Here is a 14962-nt window from a genome sequence, read left to right as displayed (position 1 = left end):
GCCGGGTCCCGCCCGGCCTGCCGTGAATCAGCCCAGCAGATGGCGCAGCAACCCGGCCGAGACCACGCCGATCAGCACGGTCGGCAGCATCGACAGCCGGGTGGCGGCCAGCAGGGTGATGGCCAGCGCAGCCAGATCGGCGGGCTTGTCGGCGACGAAATCCGGGGCGATCACCGAGATCAGCACGCAGCCCGGCGCGGCCTCCATGACCGTCACCGCACGCTTGCCGAGGGTGCGGTTGCGCAGGGCCAGGAAGCCGATGATGCGGGTGAGGTAGGTAACGGCTGCCATCAGCACGATGGTGAGCAGCGAGCTCCACTGGATCATGCCGCGTCCTCCGCCAGCAGCCAGGCGGCCACCAGCCCGGCCAGCGCACCACTGGCGACGTACCAGGCGCCGGGAACCAGCAGATAGGTGCCTGCGGCCACCAGCAGGCTGACCAGCCAGGGCCGCGCCGCGCGCAGCCCCTGCCACATGCCACGCAGCAGCACCAGGAAGACCGCGGGGAAGGCCATGTCGAATCCATAGGCATGGATGTCGCCCAGCAGCGGGCCGGCGATCGCCCCCAGCGTCGTGCAGGTCACCCAGACCCCATACAGGCCGGCCGAGGTGCCCAGGTAGTAGGCGAGGCTGAAACCGTGCATGCGCCGCCGCGCGTCGGCGACACCCAGGGCCCAGCTTTCGTCACACATGAAGAACAACGCCGGCAGCGTGCGACGGCGTGGCAGGTGCTGCAGCAGCGGTGCCAGGCTGGCCCCCATCAACAGATGGCGGCTGTTGACCAGCGCGGTGATCGCTACGATGAGCGCGATGTGCGGAGGTGACGTCCACAGCTCGACGGCGGCGAACTCCGAGCCACCGGCGAAGTTGAGCCCGGTCATGAGCGGTACTTCAAGCGCCGACAGGCCCTTCTGCGCAGCCTGTGCACCGAGCACCAGGGCGAAGGGAACAAAACCGATCATCACCGGCACGGCAGCGCGCAGGCCGCGCAGGAACTCGGCGCGGGGCGTGACGTGGCAGGGGGCGTCAGGCGGAAGGAGGGAGGATTGGGCGTCCATGTAGCGGAAGCGAGTGAGGGGGCTTCATCCTAGCGGCGACGGCACGAAATTGGGTTGCGTTGATGCCATTCAATTGAGAATGTTGCGCATCTGATGCGGCAGATGGCCATGAGGGTGAAATCCAATGCAATCTCAACTCGATAACCTTGATCGCCGGATTCTCGAGGCGCTGCAGGTCGATGGTCGTCTGCAGAACCTGGAGCTGGCCAGGCAGGTCGGTCTTTCGCCGTCGGCCTGCCTGCGCCGGGTCCGGCTGCTGGAGGAGGGCGGCTACATCGACCGCTATGTGGCGCTGCTGAACGAGACCAAGGTCGGACGGGGCTTCACCGTGTTCGTGCGGGTCTGGCTGCGTGGGCAGGACGAGGACACCACCAACCACTTCATAAACAGCGTCAAGTCCCTGCCGGAAGTGCTTGAATGTCATCTGATGGCGGGCGACTGCGATTTTCTGCTGCGGGTGGCCGTGGCCGACCTGGACGCGTATCGCCAGTTCCAGATCCGGCATCTGAACAGGATCGCCGGGGTGCAGAACACCAAGACCGAGATCCCGATGCAGCGGATCAAGCAGACCACCCGGCTGCCGCTTTGAGGCCGCGCCGCGCCGGCCCCCGGTGCGGCGGTCATCGCAATGACATCTGCCCCCGGTAGGGTCTGACCCCGCTTGCCGGTCGCGCGCGGGCGACCTCCCGGTCGTGCCGCCTGCCTCCGTCACAGCTGCTGTCGCTGCCGAGGGTCATGTGTTCAACGTCAGGGGGCTGGATGGACGCCACGCGGTCAGAACATGGAGAGTGGCCATCGCTGCGTGGCTGCTGCTGGCCTTCGTCGCCACGGCCGAGGACGACGTCCGTGCCTACGACATCCCGGCGCAGCCGCTGGAACAGGCAGTGGAGCGCTTCAGTGTCAGCAGCGGGTGGTCGGTGATGTACGCCGGCGAACTCGCTGCCGGTCGGCGCAGTTACCCGCTGCACGCCAGCCTGCCGCCGCTGCAGGCGCTGCAGACCCTGCTGCAGGAGACCGGCGTCGAAGCCGAGGTGATCGGCGCGCAGCGCGTGGTGCTTCGGCTGGGCGCGCAACCCGAACGCGCAGCCGGTCCCGTCGGCCTGCTGCCGGAATCCGAGCGCAGCCGTCGTTTTGGCGGGCTGCAGCAGCGGCTGCGCGACGCGTTCTGTGACGACCCCCTGCTCGCACCGGGCCGCTACGCGGCGACGCTGCGTTTCCGCATCACCGCCGAGGGCCATGTCGACGATGCCGAACTGCTCGTCGGCAGCGGCGACGCCCGGCGCGATCGGCGCCTGTTGCTTGCCATCGGCAGGCTGGCGCCGTCCATCGACGCCGCCGCGTTGCCGCAGCCGGTGACGCTGCAGATCCAGCCCTCCCGTGCCGACCACGACTGTGGCCGACGGCAGCCCCTTCCATGATTTCAAGGATTCGAACATGAGCAACGGAACGGCCGGGGCGGTGGACCTGATGGATCACCTGCTGGGGGCTTACGATGAACTCAAGCGCCGGCTGGTGCGCAAGCTGGGCTCGGAAGAGCTGGCAGGCGATGCGCTGCAGGACACCTGGATGCGCCTGAGCGCACGCCGCGACCGGCTGGACCCGGTGCAGAATCCGGCGGCCTATCTGCTGAGGATGGCGATGAACACCGTGATCGATCGGCAGCGCGCCGACCATCGCCTGCTCAGCCTGGAAGAAGTGGACGCGCTGATGGAGATGGCCGATCCGGGCCCCGGTCCGGCTCAGGCTGCAGAGCTTGATCGTGCCCTCGAAGACATGGTCGGCCTGCTGCACCGCATGCCCGAACGCCGCCGCCGGATCCTGCTGGCGATCCGCGTGGACGGCCTGCAGCAGCGGGACGTGGCCGAGCAGCTGGGCGTGTCGCTGCGGCTGGTGCAGCGCGAACTGAAAGCGGCCCAGGACTATCTGGCCGAGCGCAGCGGGCAGGACCGGCAGGTGCGGTTCTGACCGGCGGCGTCCGTCTACACTTTGACGCCGAGCAGAACCCCGCAGCGTGCGGGCATGGCTGGACTGCGCATGGACCCTGATGATCGCCCGCACCGCACGCTCGACGCCGTGGAGCGCCAGGCCCACGCCTGGGTGGTGCGTCTGACGTCGGGCGAGGCCACGGCAGCCGACGGACGCAGGTTCCGCCAATGGTGCGCGACCGATTCGCGTCACCGCGAAGCGTTTGCCCGTGCGCGGCGGCAATGGGAGCAGGTGCGCGTGGCCGGTGAGCAGGTCCCGGCTGCGGCGCGCCAGCCGCAGGCACCGGGCCTGGCACGGCGATGGAGCCGGCGTGCATTCCTGGGGGCGGCCATTGCCGCCCCCGCCAGCCTCGCCGTGGTGGCAGCGATCCGTCCACCGTTGGGGCTGTGGCCGTCGGTGAGTGCGATGGCGGCCGACTTCCATACCGGCACCGGCGAGCGCCTCCAGCTTGCGCTGACGCCGCAGTTGACGCTGGAGCTGGATACGCAGAGCAGTCTGCGGCGCCGGATGGGTGCGGGTGGCGAGGGTTACGAGCTGGTGCAGGGGCAGGCGGCATTCGAGACCGCTGCGGGTTCACGCCTCGCACTGTACGCGGGGCCGGGCTGTGTGATCGCCGATGAGGGCGCAGCCCGGCTGGACGTGCGCAATACCGGGGGACACGTCCGGGTGACGTGCCTGCGCGGCAGCGCCCGCATCGAGCACCCGCAGGGCCGGCTGCGGCTGCAGGCCGGACAGCAGACCCGCTACGACGAACGCCTGAGCGGCGTGGTGGCCGAGGCCGTGGCCGGCGAGGTCAGCGCCTGGACCGAAGGCATGCTGGTGTTCCGCCGCGCGCCGTTGCGCGAGGTGGTGGACGAGATCAATCGCTATCGCCGCGGCAGGGTCCTGCTCGGTGACGGCGCACAGGCGCGTGCGCCGGTCAGCGGTCGCTTCCGCATCGATGACCCGGACGCGGCGCTGGAACAGCTGCGGTTGACGCTGTCGTTGGAGCTGCGTCGCTTCCCGGGCGGTATCGCCGTCCTGGGGTAGAGTCCCCGGCCACGCGCGTCGTGTGGCTGCCGCATGCAAGGAGAAGCCAAGGAATGCGCAACGAGACCATCGGTGTGCTCGACCTGCGACGCAACCTGTCCGCATTGCTGGAGACCACGCAGCGGCGTCCATTGACGGTGCATCGCTATGGATCGCCCTGGGTCTGCGTGGTCTCCGATCCGCAGTGGCAGGAACAGTCCGTGCTGCTGGATTTCGACCCGCAGGGCCATCCGCTGGCTGCCCTGCTGAGGTTGCAGCAGGCGCTGTCGCTGCCGGAGAAGGGCAGCGTATCACCGGCAATGGCGGCCCGCGGTCTGCTGCTGATGGCGATGCATGGCATACAGGGCCTGCCACAGTTGCACGATCAGGTGATCCATCACCGCTTGTGGCACTGGTTCGTGGCCGGTGCGGTGATTGCGATGGACGGATGGCAGTTGCCGGCACTGCGCCAGGCCACGGCCGCGTTGCTGGCCGACGCGGACGCGGCCGGGTTGCTGTCCGCATTTGCCCGACGTCCCGACGTGATGGTGCTGGCACGACAATGCGGCGGCATCGCTCCGCTGCTGGATGCCGATGCCTGCAGGCGCATGACGTCGCTGTGACAGAGGGGCTGAAGCGCAACGCACGGCACATCACGCGCAACGCGCTGTCGCTTCATCGACCCTGCTGACGTCTTCTCCAGAGTACGGCGCATCCGCGTCGTGGAGCGCAGGCAGCGTCGATGGCGGAACGTCGCAGGATCAGCATGCTCGAGCTGGATCGTCACCTGAGCCGGTCGCTGGAACAGGCCCGGCACGCGCCGCTGTGCGTACAGCGCTACGGGCATCCGTGGGTCTGGGTGCTTTCCAGCGACGCCTGGGCAGACGCCGCGCGATGGGCGGCGCTGGACGTCGAGGCGCATCCGCTGCTGGCGCTGCGCCGCGCAACCGATGCGCAACTGCCGGCGTGGCCGGAAGCAGCCATCGCGACGCTGCCCCTGGACATGGACGATGTCCGCATGCTGCAGCGTGCCGCTCTGCTGCTGTGGGTGCAGGCACTGGACAGCGCGCAACGGGTACACGATGACCTGCGCCATCACCAGGTGTACCGCCGCTTCGTCGGCTTCGGCCGTGGCAGCGCCTGGTCGCCGACGCAATGCGTGCGGATCCTGCAGGCCAGTCGCCACCCGCTGCTGCGTCGCTGCGTGGAAGGCGCGTTGGCGGCAGTACCTGCAACGCTGCTGCAGTCGGCTGCCGTGCCGCCGGCGGGCGCCAGCGCAGACAGGGTGGAGCAGCAGCGAATTGCAGGTGGATGTTTATCGTACTGACACATGCGCCGCTGACCATGGTGCAGCGGTCCCTTCCAGGATGACGAGGGCGGAACAATGGCAAGACAGCTTCGTGGTGGCAGGGCCCGGCAGCACGGTTTCAGCCTGATCGAGATCATGGTGGTGGTGGTGATCATCGGCATTCTTGCCGCACTGATCGTGCCGCGCCTGATGGATCGTCCCGATCAGGCGCGGGTGGTGGCGGCACGCCAGGACATCGCCGCACTGATGCAGGCGCTGAAGCTCTATCGCCTGGACAATGGCCGCTACCCCAGCACCGAGCAGGGATTGCAGGCGTTGGTGGCGCCGCCCCAGAGCAGCGGCGCGATGCCGACAACCCCCTATCTGGACCGCCTGCCGAACGACCCCTGGGGGCATCCGTACCAGTACCAGAACCCGGGCGCGCACGGCGACATCGACGTGTTCTCCCTTGGCGCGGACAGCAAGGCCGGAGGTGATGCCGGCAATGCGGACATCGGCTCCTGGCAGCTGTGAGGTCCACCGATGTCGCCTCCGATGGCAGCCTTTCCGTGTCGTCGCCAGCAGGGCATGGCGGTGATCGTCGCGATGCTGGTGGTCGCACTGGTGGCGGTGATCGCGACCGCGCTGCTGACCCGCCAGGCCGCGCAGCTGCGTGCGCTGCGTGGCGACCAGCTGCGGGCGCAGGTACGCATGGCCGTGGATGCCGCGCTGGAGCGCGCGGGGCAGCAGCTTCGTGACGACGCGCGCGAGCAGCTGACCACCGTGCGCGACGGTCGCTGGGCACGGCCGGTGCAGCTGGATGCGCCGCTGCCGGTGCGCCTGCAGATGGTGGACGCGCAGTCGCTGTTCAACCTGCGCAACCTGTTGTCGCAGGGCCAACCGGATGCGCAGGCGCGGCAGGCCTTCGTGGCGCTGTGCGTGGAGCAGGGGGTGTCTGCGGCTACATGCAGCGGTGCCGCGGACCACATCCAGGCACGGCTGCGCGACGGTGATCGCGCCGCGCAGGCGCCCCTGCCGCGCGAAGCCCTGATCGGGCAGGCGCTGGCCGATGCCGAGCCACGCGCCGTCCGGGCGTTGTCCCGGCGCACGGTGGTGTTGCCGGCGCAGACGCTGGTCAACGCCAATACGACTGACCTGGCCGTGCTGCAGGCGGTTGCACCCGGCGCTGATCCGGGCCGGCTGCGGGCGCTGGTGGACGAGCGCGATGGCGGCCGCTGGCTGCTCAACCGCGGTGATATTGCCAACCGCCTGCAGGTGAGCAGCGAGCAGATGTCGGTGATGCCGCTGGGCATCCACAGCGAATGGTTCCTGGCGGTCGGACAGGTCCAGGCAGACGACCGCGACGTCGATTTCCGCGCGTTGATCTGGCGTGAGTACCGCGATGACAGCGTGCGCGTGCAGCGTGTATGGACGAGGATCGGCGCATGAGCGTGCAGCTGCGGGTGCGCCTGCCGGCGCTGGATCGACTGCAGGCCGACAGCCGGGTGGAGTGGGCGCAACTGCAACGCGGTGACGTGGCGGCGCATGGCTGCGAGGCGCTATCGGCGTTGGGACAGCGCCATCCGCAGGCACAGGTGCACGCCTGCCTCGATCCGCATGACCTGATCCTGCTGGAACTGCAGCTGCCGCCGCTGTCAGGTCGCCGGCTGCAGGCCGCGCTGCAGGGCGAGGTGGAGGCGATGCTGCTGGACGACCTGCAGGATGTTGCGCTGGCCAATGGGCCGCAGGCGGCTGACGGGACCGTGCCGGTGGCATGGCTGGGCCAGCAGGCCGTGGCCCAGGCGCAGCAGCTGCTGGCGTCGTGCGGCCTGAGCCTGCAGGGGCTGTACCCGACGCCGCTGCTGCTGCCGTGGACGGAGGGGCGGGCCACGCTGGAGGCGAAGGGCGAGCACCTGCTGGTACGCAGCGGGCGCGACCGCGGCTTCGTGCAGTGGAGTGGCGGGCGCGACGTGGCAGCCGTGCTGCAGGCAACCTCCCTGCGCCTGCAGCAGGCCGGCGTGCAGGCCGTGCAATGGGTGCATGCGGTGCCCTCGGGTTGGCCCGGACACCTGCAGACCAGCACAGTGGCCGCGGGCAGCGAGGCCAGCGGCCCGCTGCCGGCATGGGCACTACCGCTGCAGCGCGGCGGACGACGCCTGCCACGAGTGGCGATCGGGCTGGCACTGGCGGCCGCGGTGCTCGCCGCGACGGGCCTGCAGTTGCAGGTCTCGCGCTGGCGCGGCGAAGGTGAGGCGTTGCAGCGGGAAATGACGCGGCAGTTCAGCGCGCAGTATCCGGAAATCACCGAGGTACTGGATCCGGTCCTGCAGGCACGGCGTGCGTTGGCCGCACCGGTGCAGACGGCTCCACTGCCGCGGATACAGCAACAGGTCGCGCTGGCATTGCAGGCGGTTCCGGAGCTGGCCGGCCGCGTTCGCGGCATGGACTACACGCCCGGCGCGCTTGAACTGGAACTGGACGCCGATGCGCAGGCGCTGGCCGATGATGCGCAGCATCTGGAACGATGGCAGCAGGCGGCGCAGGCGCAGGGCCTGCAGCTGGTCCGCCAGGGCGGTGGCCGCCTGCGGCTGAGCACCGGGGGCAGCCGATGAGGGTACGGACTGCGTGGATGGAAGGCGGCATCGCGGCGCTGTCGCAGTGCTGGCGGCGCCTGCAGCTACGCGAACGCGTCATGCTGACGACGATGGTGGGTGCACTGCTGGCCGCTGCGCTGTGGGCATTCTGGCTGGAGCCCCTGCTGAAGCAGCGCAGCTACTGGCAGGTTGAGCTGCCGCGCCTGCAGGCACAGATACGGGCACTGGCGCCCTTGCTGGACGCGCGCGAGCGCCAGCGCCTGGCCCGGGAGCAGCGGCCGACACTGACCAGCCTGCGTTCGCGGATCGCCGCCGCCGGCCTTGCCGATGGGGTGCGGGTCGACGCGCGCGAGGGACGCTGGCACCTGCAGGTGCAGTCGGTGCCCGCCGATGTGCTCTGGAACTGGCTCCTGCCGCTGCTGGCCGACCCGACCATCGAACTGCAACGACTGCAACTGCAACGCACAGGGGACGCGGATATGCCGGCGGCACGCATTTCAGGAAGCATCGTGATGAAGGCCGTTGCGGGTGAGCTTCGATGAGGTCGATGCACGGTCTTGCCTGTGGCGCGGTGCTGGCTCTGGTCGTGGGGATGCTCCACCTGCCCGCGCCGGCATGGGCGCAGGATGCCAGCGACGAGCCGGTGCAGTTGAATCTGGTGGATACCGATATCGGTGGCGTGCTGCGGATGGCAGCGCGTTTCACCGGCCGCCAGTTCCTGATCGATCCACGCGTGACCGGCAAGATGACGGTGGTATCGGATGGTCCTGTCAGTCGCGCGCAGGCCTATCAGCTTCTGCTCGGCGCACTGCGCATGCGTGGCTTCGCCGTGGTCGAGAACGGTGGCATCAGCCGGGTCGTGCCACAGGCCGATGCCAAGCTGCTGGGCGGCCGGGTAGGCGGCGGAGCGGCAGGTGGAGAGGTTGCCACACGGACCTTCGCGCTGCGTTACGAGAATGCGGCCGCACTGGTCGCGGTGCTGCGGCCGATGATCAGTCCGGACAACCCGATCACGGCCAACGCGGGCAACAATACGCTGGTCATCACCGACTATGCCGACAATCTGGAACGCATCGCGCGGGTGATCGCCAGCGTGGACACCCCGGCTGGCATGGACACCGACGTGGTCAAGCTGCAGCAGGGGATCGCCGTGGATGTGGCCGCGATGGTCGCACCGTTGCTGGATGCGCAGGGCGCCGAGCCGGGCCAGAAGGTGGTGGTGATGGCCGATCCGCGCAGCAACAGCGTGCTGCTGCGCTCCAGCAGCCCGGGGCGCACGCGGTTGGCACGCCAGTTGGTGGAGAAGCTGGACCGGGCACAGGACGAGTCCGGCAACCTGCATGTGGTCTATCTGCGCAATGCACAGGCCACCCAGCTGGCGGGCGTGCTGCGTGGCGTGGTGGCCGGGCAGAGCGACGCGCAGGCGATGGGCAGCGGCGAGGGCATCACGCCGCTGCCTGGCGGGTCCGCTCGCAGCGCGCCGACGCAGCCGCAGCCGCAGCAGGCCGGGGCCACGGGCAATGCGCTGCCGTCGCAGCGGCTCGATCCGGACCGGCGCGACCCCGCTGATGCCGGCAGCAGTGGCTTCAGCCAGAACGGCATCTCCGTACAGGCCGATGTCGCTACCAACACGCTGCTGATCTCGGCGCCGGAGCCGGTGTACCGCAACCTGCGTCGGGTGATCGACCAGCTCGACCAGCGGCGCGCGCAGGTGCTGGTGGAAAGCCTGATCGTGGAAGTCAACCAGACCGATGCCGCTGAACTAGGCGTGCAGTGGATGCTGGGCAATGGCCGTACGTTCGCAGGCACCCACTTCGGTGGTGCGACCGGCGGCAGCGGCCTCAATGGCACGGCGCGCACCACGCTGGACGTGCTGCCGCGCGATGGCCTCAACGTGGGCGTGATCGATGGCACCATCACGCTGCCGGGCGTGGGCCAGATCCTCAACATGAAGGCACTGGCCAACGCGCTGCAGAGCAAGGGCGGTGCCAACATCCTGTCCACGCCGAACCTGATGACGCTCGATAACGAGGCCGCCAGCATCATGGTCGGCCAGACCGTCCCATTCGTCAGCGGCCGCTATGTCACCGACGGCGGAGGTGGCAGCAACAATCCGTTCCAGACCATCGAGCGCGAGGACATCGGCCTGAAGCTGCGGGTGCGCCCGCAGATCTCCGAAGGCGGGACGGTGAAGCTGGACATCTATCAGGAAGTGAGCAGCATCGACGGCCAGAGCTCCAGCAGCGAGGGCATCATCACCAACAAGCGGGCACTGGACACCAGCGTGCTGCTCGACGACGGCCAGATCATGGTGCTGGGCGGCCTGCTCGAGGACAGCGTCAGCCACGGTCGCGACGCAGTGCCGGGCCTGGGCCGGATTCCGGTACTGGGCGCGCTGTTCCGCAGCGACACGCGCAGGCGCGCCAAGACCAACCTGATGGTGTTCCTGCGACCCCACGTGGTGCGGGACCCGGCGGCCGGCCAGCGCCTGACCCGCGATCGCTACGACTACATGCGCAACGCCCAGGCCGCTGCACAGCCGGTGCAGAGCTGGGCATTGCCGGCGTTGTCGGCGCCGCAGCTGCCGCCACGGGACCTGGGCGCGCTCGGCCAGGACAACGCGCGCGACGGGCAGGGGCGGCCATTGCAGAACACCAGTCTGGCGGCCCTGTACCCGACCGGGGAAGGCACTGCGCAACTTGTGCAGTTCGCGCAGGGCCTTGACCCCGCACGCGCCGCGCAGGCGGTGGCGCAGGTGCGGGCATTGGGGCTGCAGGCGTACGCAGAAGCCACACCGGGCGCAGCGGGTCAGCGCCTGCGGGTGCGACTGCCACGCGATCCGGCACAGCTGGACCCGGCCCTGCAGCAGCTGCGGGGCTTGGGATACACCCCGGAACTGGTGATCGGGCCGTGACCGTGGCCAACGATCTGCGATCACTGCCGTATGCCTGGGTGCGCAGCCACGGTGTGCTGCTGGCCGACACGGATGATGGGCCGGTCCTGCTGGGTACCGCCGAGACCCCGGCCTGGGCTGTCGCCGAGCTTCGCCGCCTGCATGGACCCCTGCCGTTCCAGCAACTGGACAGTGCGGCCTGGCAGCAGCGGCTGGGCGAACAGTATCGTGACGGCGGCGACGCGGCGGCGGTCGTCGGCGCGGCGGAGAGCGAAGTCGACCTTGACCGGCTGATGCAGGACATGCCGGAGATCACCGATCTGCTGGACGCACAGGATGACGCGCCGGTGATCCGCATGATCAATGCGCTGCTGGCACAGGCCGCGCGCGATGGCGCCAGCGACCTGCACATCGAGCCGTTCGAGACCCATTCGGTGGTCCGCTACCGTGTCGATGGCACGCTGCGCGACATGGTGCAGCCGCGGCGCGCCCTGCATGCCGCCCTGGTGTCGCGCATCAAGATCATGGCGCACCTGGATATCGCCGAGAAGCGCCTGCCACAGGACGGACGCATCGCCCTCCGTGTGGGCGGCCGGCCGCTGGACATCCGCGTGTCCACCGTGCCGACCGGGCATGGCGAGCGGGCGGTGCTGCGGCTGCTGGAGAAGGATGCCGGCCGGCTGCAGCTGCAGCGCCTTGGCATGGCCGACGACACCCTGGCCACGTTCACTGGCCTGATCCGCCAGCCACACGGCATCGTGCTGGTCACCGGCCCGACCGGCAGTGGCAAGACCACCTCGCTGTACGCCGCGCTCGGCCAGCTCGACAGCAGCACCAGCAACATCCTCACCGTGGAGGATCCCGTGGAGTACGACTTCGCGGGCATCGGCCAGATCCAGGTCAACGCGCGTATCGGGATGACCTTCGGCACCGCCCTGCGTGCGATCCTGCGCCAGGATCCGGACACCATCATGATCGGTGAGATCCGCGACCTGGAAACCGCGCAGATCGCCGTGCAGTCGTCACTGACGGGTCATGGCGTGCTGGCCTCGCTGCATACCAACGATGCGATCTCGGCAGTGACCCGGCTGGCAGACATGGGGGTGGAGCCGTTCCTGCTGGCGTCTTCGCTGCGCGGTGTGCTGGCACAGCGGCTGGTAAGGCGCCTGTGCATGCAGTGCCGGCGCGCGGAGGTCGACGCCGACGGTCGCACGGTGTGGCGGGCAGTGGGCTGCGCAGCCTGCGCACACAGCGGCTACCGCGGGCGAACCGGCATCCATGAGCTGTTCGTGGTCGATGATCGGGTACGGGCGCTGATCCACGAGGGGCAGGGCGAGCCCGCGCTGCGCCAGGCGGCACGGGCCGCCGGCATGCGCAGCCTGCGCGAGGACGGCCAGCGTTGGGTCGACAGCGGGCTGACCACGCTGGAGGAAATCCTGCGCGTCAGCGGCGACGGGTGACGCGACGATGGCGCTGTTCGACTACCAGGCCGCCAACGCGCAGGGACGCATCGAGAAGGGCCAGGTGGATGCCGACAGCCCGCGTGGCGCGCGCCAGCTGCTGCGTGGGCGTGGGCTGACGCCCGTGCAGGTCAGCTCCGCGCGCGGCGCAGGCCGGGGCTGGGGAGCACGCCGGCTTTCGGCCAGCGAACTGGCCTGGGCCACGCGCCAGCTGGCCAGCCTGCTGGCCGCCAGCCTGCCGCTGGAGGGCGCATTGAGCGCCGTCATCGAGCAGGCAGAGCGACCGCATGTGGCCCAGGCGCTGACGTCGGTGCGCGCCGATGTGCGTGCAGGGCAGCGCTTGACCGTGGCCCTGGCGGCCCGGCCGCGCGACTTCCCGCCGATCTATCGCGCCCTGGTCGGCGCCGGCGAGGACTCGGGCGACCTGGCGCGGGTGATGGAACGCCTGGCCGATTACATCGAGGAGCGCAATGCGCTGCAGGCCAAGGTGCTCACGGCGTTCATCTATCCAGCGGCGATCAGTCTGGTATCGGTGGCGATCGTGATCTTCCTGCTCAGCTATGTGGTGCCGCAGGTGGTGACAGCGTTCGTGCAGGCACGGCAGACACTGCCGATGCTGACCCAGGTGATGCTGGCCGCCAGTGCGTTCGTGCGCAGCTGGGGTGCATGGACAGCGCTGGGCATCGGCCTGCTGGTTGCGGCATGGCGGCTGGCGTTGCGCCGCACCGATCTGCGCCTGCGCTGGGATGCGATGCTGCTGCGCGTACCGGTGATGGGGCGCTTCGTGCTTGGCGTGAACAGTGCGCGCTTCGCCTCGACGCTGGCCATCCTGCTCGATGCCGGCGTGCCATTGCTGCGCGCGCTGGAGGCAGCGCGGCAGACGCTGGGAAACGCGCTGCTGGCGCGCTGCGCCGAGGATGTCGCCGCGCGCGTGCGTGAAGGCGCGGCACTGGGCGCTGCGTTGAAAGTGCAGAAGGTCTATCCGCCGATCCTGGTGCATCTGGTCACCAGTGGTGAAAAGACCGGCACACTTGCGCCCCTGCTGGATCGCGCCGCGCAGACCCTCTCGCGCGAGATCGAGCGGCGCGCGATGGCACTGACCGCACTGCTCGAGCCGACCATGATCCTGGTGATGGGCGGGGTGGTGCTGACCATCGTGCTGGCGGTGCTGATGCCGATCATGGAAATGAACCAGCTCGTGCAGTGACGGGCGTGCGGCGCACAGGCCACGCTTCTCCACACAATCCTCCATACCTTTTTTCGATCTTCCACAGGTTTCTTAAGCGGCCTGTCATCGGCACGGACGAGCATGATCCTGTCGTCGCGGAGCGGGCTGGGAGGCCCTCAGCGACAGCAGGCGTGTAGTGACCGTTCCTCCCTTGGCGTTTCCCTTCGCAGCAAACCCTTCAGGAGAAGATCATGTACAAGTACAAGACTCTGGCCGCGCTGGTTGCCACCGCGCTGCTCGCCACTGCCGGCGCCGCGTCGGCGCAGACCGTTACCGGCGGTGGTGCATCGCTGCCGGCCGACCTCTACAAGGGCCAGGCTGACAGCATCCTGCCGGCCAACTTCAGCTACGCCGTGACCGGTTCGGGCACCGGCAAGAAGGCGTTCCTGGAGAACAATTCGGCGCTGTTCTCGACCACCGGCACCGTGCATTTCGCTGGCAGCGACTCGGTGCTGAGCGCGACCGAACTGAGCACCTACACCACCAACTACAACCAGTCGACCAATGCGAACCGCTACGGCGCCCTGATCCAGGTGCCGTCGGTGGCCACCTCGGTGACCATCCCGTTCAACAAGCCGGGTTCGGCCGTCAACCTGAGCGTGGCGCAGATCTGTGGCGTGTTCTCCGGCGCGATCAGCGACTGGTCGACCATCGACGCCAACCGCAGCGGTCCGATCCGTGTGGTCTACCGCACCGAAAGCAGCGGCACCAGCGAAATGTTCACCCGCTTCCTGGCTGCCGCCTGCGCCGCTGAGCCGGCTGCGACCTCGAACCTGGTCGGTGGCACGTTCGCCGTGAAGTCGACCTTCGCCGACCTGTACAAGCGCGATGCCAACAACAACCTGCCGGCGTTCCTGGTCGCCGCGCCGGCCACGGGCGGCACCTCGCTGTACAACGCTGTCTATGCGGCGGATGGCCGCATCGGCTACGTCGGCCCGGACGTGATCCCGAGCCTGACCGATGCGACCAAGGTTGCCAAGGTCAAGGGCTTCTCGCCGGACCAGGTGAGCGTGCAGGCCACCCTGGATACCGTCGCTCCGCCGACCGGCACCGCTGCCGAGAACCCCGCCAACTGGGTGCCGGTGTTCGGCAACCCCTCGGCCGGCTATCCGATTGCCGGCTACACCAACCTGGTGATCGGCCAGTGCTACAAGGATTCGGCGGTTGCCACCAGCCTGCGCGGCTTCCTGGCCCGTCATTATCCGGCGACCTACCCGGCGGCCTACGAGGCGTCGATCACCGGCCATGGTTTCATCCCGCTGACCAAGGCCTGGCGCGATGCGATCCGCAACCGCTTCGTGCTGGCCAGCAGCGCAGCCGGCCTGAACAATCCCAGCACCTGTGCGGGCATCGGCCGTCCGCTGTAATCCGCAGCACCGCGTGAACCCTGTTTGACCCGGCGCCGGCCCCTGTGGCCGGCGTCGCCATTTCCGCCGTGCGGCGTGCA

Annotated in this window: 16 protein-coding genes; 14 read left to right on the top strand and 2 right to left on the bottom strand. The window is 69.1% G+C overall.

Annotated features, from left to right (window positions below; genetic code table 11):
* Nucleotides 1-27 precede the first annotated feature (27 nt).
* On the bottom strand, nt 28-327 hold the full coding sequence (locus ACX9OW_RS06020; RefSeq protein WP_053516356.1) for an AzlD family protein: 300 nt from the start codon (nt 325-327) through the stop codon (nt 28-30).
* Nucleotides 324-1058 (bottom strand): AzlC family ABC transporter permease, encoded by a 735-nt coding sequence (locus ACX9OW_RS06015; RefSeq protein WP_459062066.1) that lies wholly within the window; start codon nt 1056-1058, stop codon nt 324-326. The genes ACX9OW_RS06020 and ACX9OW_RS06015 overlap by 4 nt, the downstream gene beginning before the upstream one ends.
* Nucleotides 1059-1182: 124 nt before the next feature.
* On the opposite strand from ACX9OW_RS06015, the gene ACX9OW_RS06010 reads away from it, so the two are divergent.
* From ACX9OW_RS06010 to ACX9OW_RS05945, 14 genes are all read left to right on the top strand, one after another.
* Nucleotides 1183-1647, top strand: a complete 465-nt coding sequence (locus tag ACX9OW_RS06010; RefSeq protein WP_065176121.1) for an Lrp/AsnC family transcriptional regulator — start codon at nt 1183-1185, stop codon at nt 1645-1647.
* Between the two features lie 148 nt (nt 1648-1795).
* Entirely contained in the window at nt 1796-2476 is a 681-nt protein-coding gene (locus tag ACX9OW_RS06005; protein WP_128988257.1) for a TonB-dependent receptor, read from the top strand.
* A gap of 16 nt (nt 2477-2492) precedes the next feature.
* Nucleotides 2493-3023, top strand: coding sequence for an RNA polymerase sigma factor (locus ACX9OW_RS06000; protein ID WP_053516348.1), 531 nt, complete (start codon nt 2493-2495; stop codon nt 3021-3023).
* 69 nt (nt 3024-3092) lie between these two features.
* Complete coding sequence (locus tag ACX9OW_RS05995; RefSeq protein ID WP_065176119.1) at nt 3093-4073, top strand: FecR family protein; 981 nt, start codon at nt 3093-3095, stop codon at nt 4071-4073.
* Between the two features lie 53 nt (nt 4074-4126).
* Nucleotides 4127-4675 (top strand): hypothetical protein, encoded by a 549-nt coding sequence (locus tag ACX9OW_RS05990; RefSeq protein WP_180875265.1) that lies wholly within the window; start codon nt 4127-4129, stop codon nt 4673-4675.
* A 143-nt stretch (nt 4676-4818) separates the two neighbouring features.
* The gene (locus tag ACX9OW_RS05985; RefSeq protein ID WP_241685947.1) at nt 4819-5379 is read left to right on the top strand and encodes a hypothetical protein; all 561 of its coding nucleotides are present in this window, start codon (nt 4819-4821) and stop codon (nt 5377-5379) included.
* A gap of 57 nt (nt 5380-5436) precedes the next feature.
* Nucleotides 5437-5874 (top strand): type II secretion system major pseudopilin GspG, encoded by a 438-nt coding sequence (gspG, locus tag ACX9OW_RS05980; RefSeq protein WP_065176116.1) that lies wholly within the window; start codon nt 5437-5439, stop codon nt 5872-5874.
* Nucleotides 5875-5928: 54 nt separating this feature from the next.
* Nucleotides 5929-6789, top strand: coding sequence for a type II secretion system minor pseudopilin GspK (gene gspK, locus ACX9OW_RS05975; RefSeq protein ID WP_128988305.1), 861 nt, complete (start codon nt 5929-5931; stop codon nt 6787-6789).
* Nucleotides 6786-7952 carry a type II secretion system protein GspL gene (gspL, locus tag ACX9OW_RS05970; RefSeq protein ID WP_263174453.1) on the top strand — a complete coding sequence of 389 codons (1167 nt, stop codon included), beginning with the start codon at nt 6786-6788 and terminating at the stop codon, nt 7950-7952. Before gspK ends, gspL begins: the two co-directional genes overlap by 4 nt.
* Nucleotides 7949-8476: a type II secretion system protein M gene (locus tag ACX9OW_RS05965; protein ID WP_263174451.1), complete on the top strand. Its 528-nt coding sequence runs from the start codon at nt 7949-7951 to the stop codon at nt 8474-8476. Before gspL ends, ACX9OW_RS05965 begins: the two co-directional genes overlap by 4 nt.
* Nucleotides 8473-10848 carry a type II secretion system secretin GspD gene (gene gspD / locus ACX9OW_RS05960; protein ID WP_459062065.1) on the top strand — a complete coding sequence of 792 codons (2376 nt, stop codon included), beginning with the start codon at nt 8473-8475 and terminating at the stop codon, nt 10846-10848. The genes ACX9OW_RS05965 and gspD overlap by 4 nt, the downstream gene beginning before the upstream one ends.
* Nucleotides 10849-10850: 2 nt before the next feature.
* The gene (gene gspE / locus ACX9OW_RS05955; RefSeq protein ID WP_197600094.1) at nt 10851-12287 is read left to right on the top strand and encodes a type II secretion system ATPase GspE; all 1437 of its coding nucleotides are present in this window, start codon (nt 10851-10853) and stop codon (nt 12285-12287) included.
* A 7-nt stretch (nt 12288-12294) separates the two neighbouring features.
* The gene (gspF, locus tag ACX9OW_RS05950) at nt 12295-13494 is read left to right on the top strand and encodes a type II secretion system inner membrane protein GspF (RefSeq protein WP_197600052.1); all 1200 of its coding nucleotides are present in this window, start codon (nt 12295-12297) and stop codon (nt 13492-13494) included.
* Nucleotides 13495-13706: 212 nt separating this feature from the next.
* Nucleotides 13707-14882 carry a substrate-binding domain-containing protein gene (locus ACX9OW_RS05945; RefSeq protein ID WP_053516316.1) on the top strand — a complete coding sequence of 392 codons (1176 nt, stop codon included), beginning with the start codon at nt 13707-13709 and terminating at the stop codon, nt 14880-14882.
* The last annotated feature ends 80 nt before the right edge of the window (nt 14883-14962 follow it).

The organism is Stenotrophomonas genospecies 5 (genome assembly GCF_054473825.1).
This window is presented reverse-complemented; position numbering and strand designations above follow the sequence as displayed.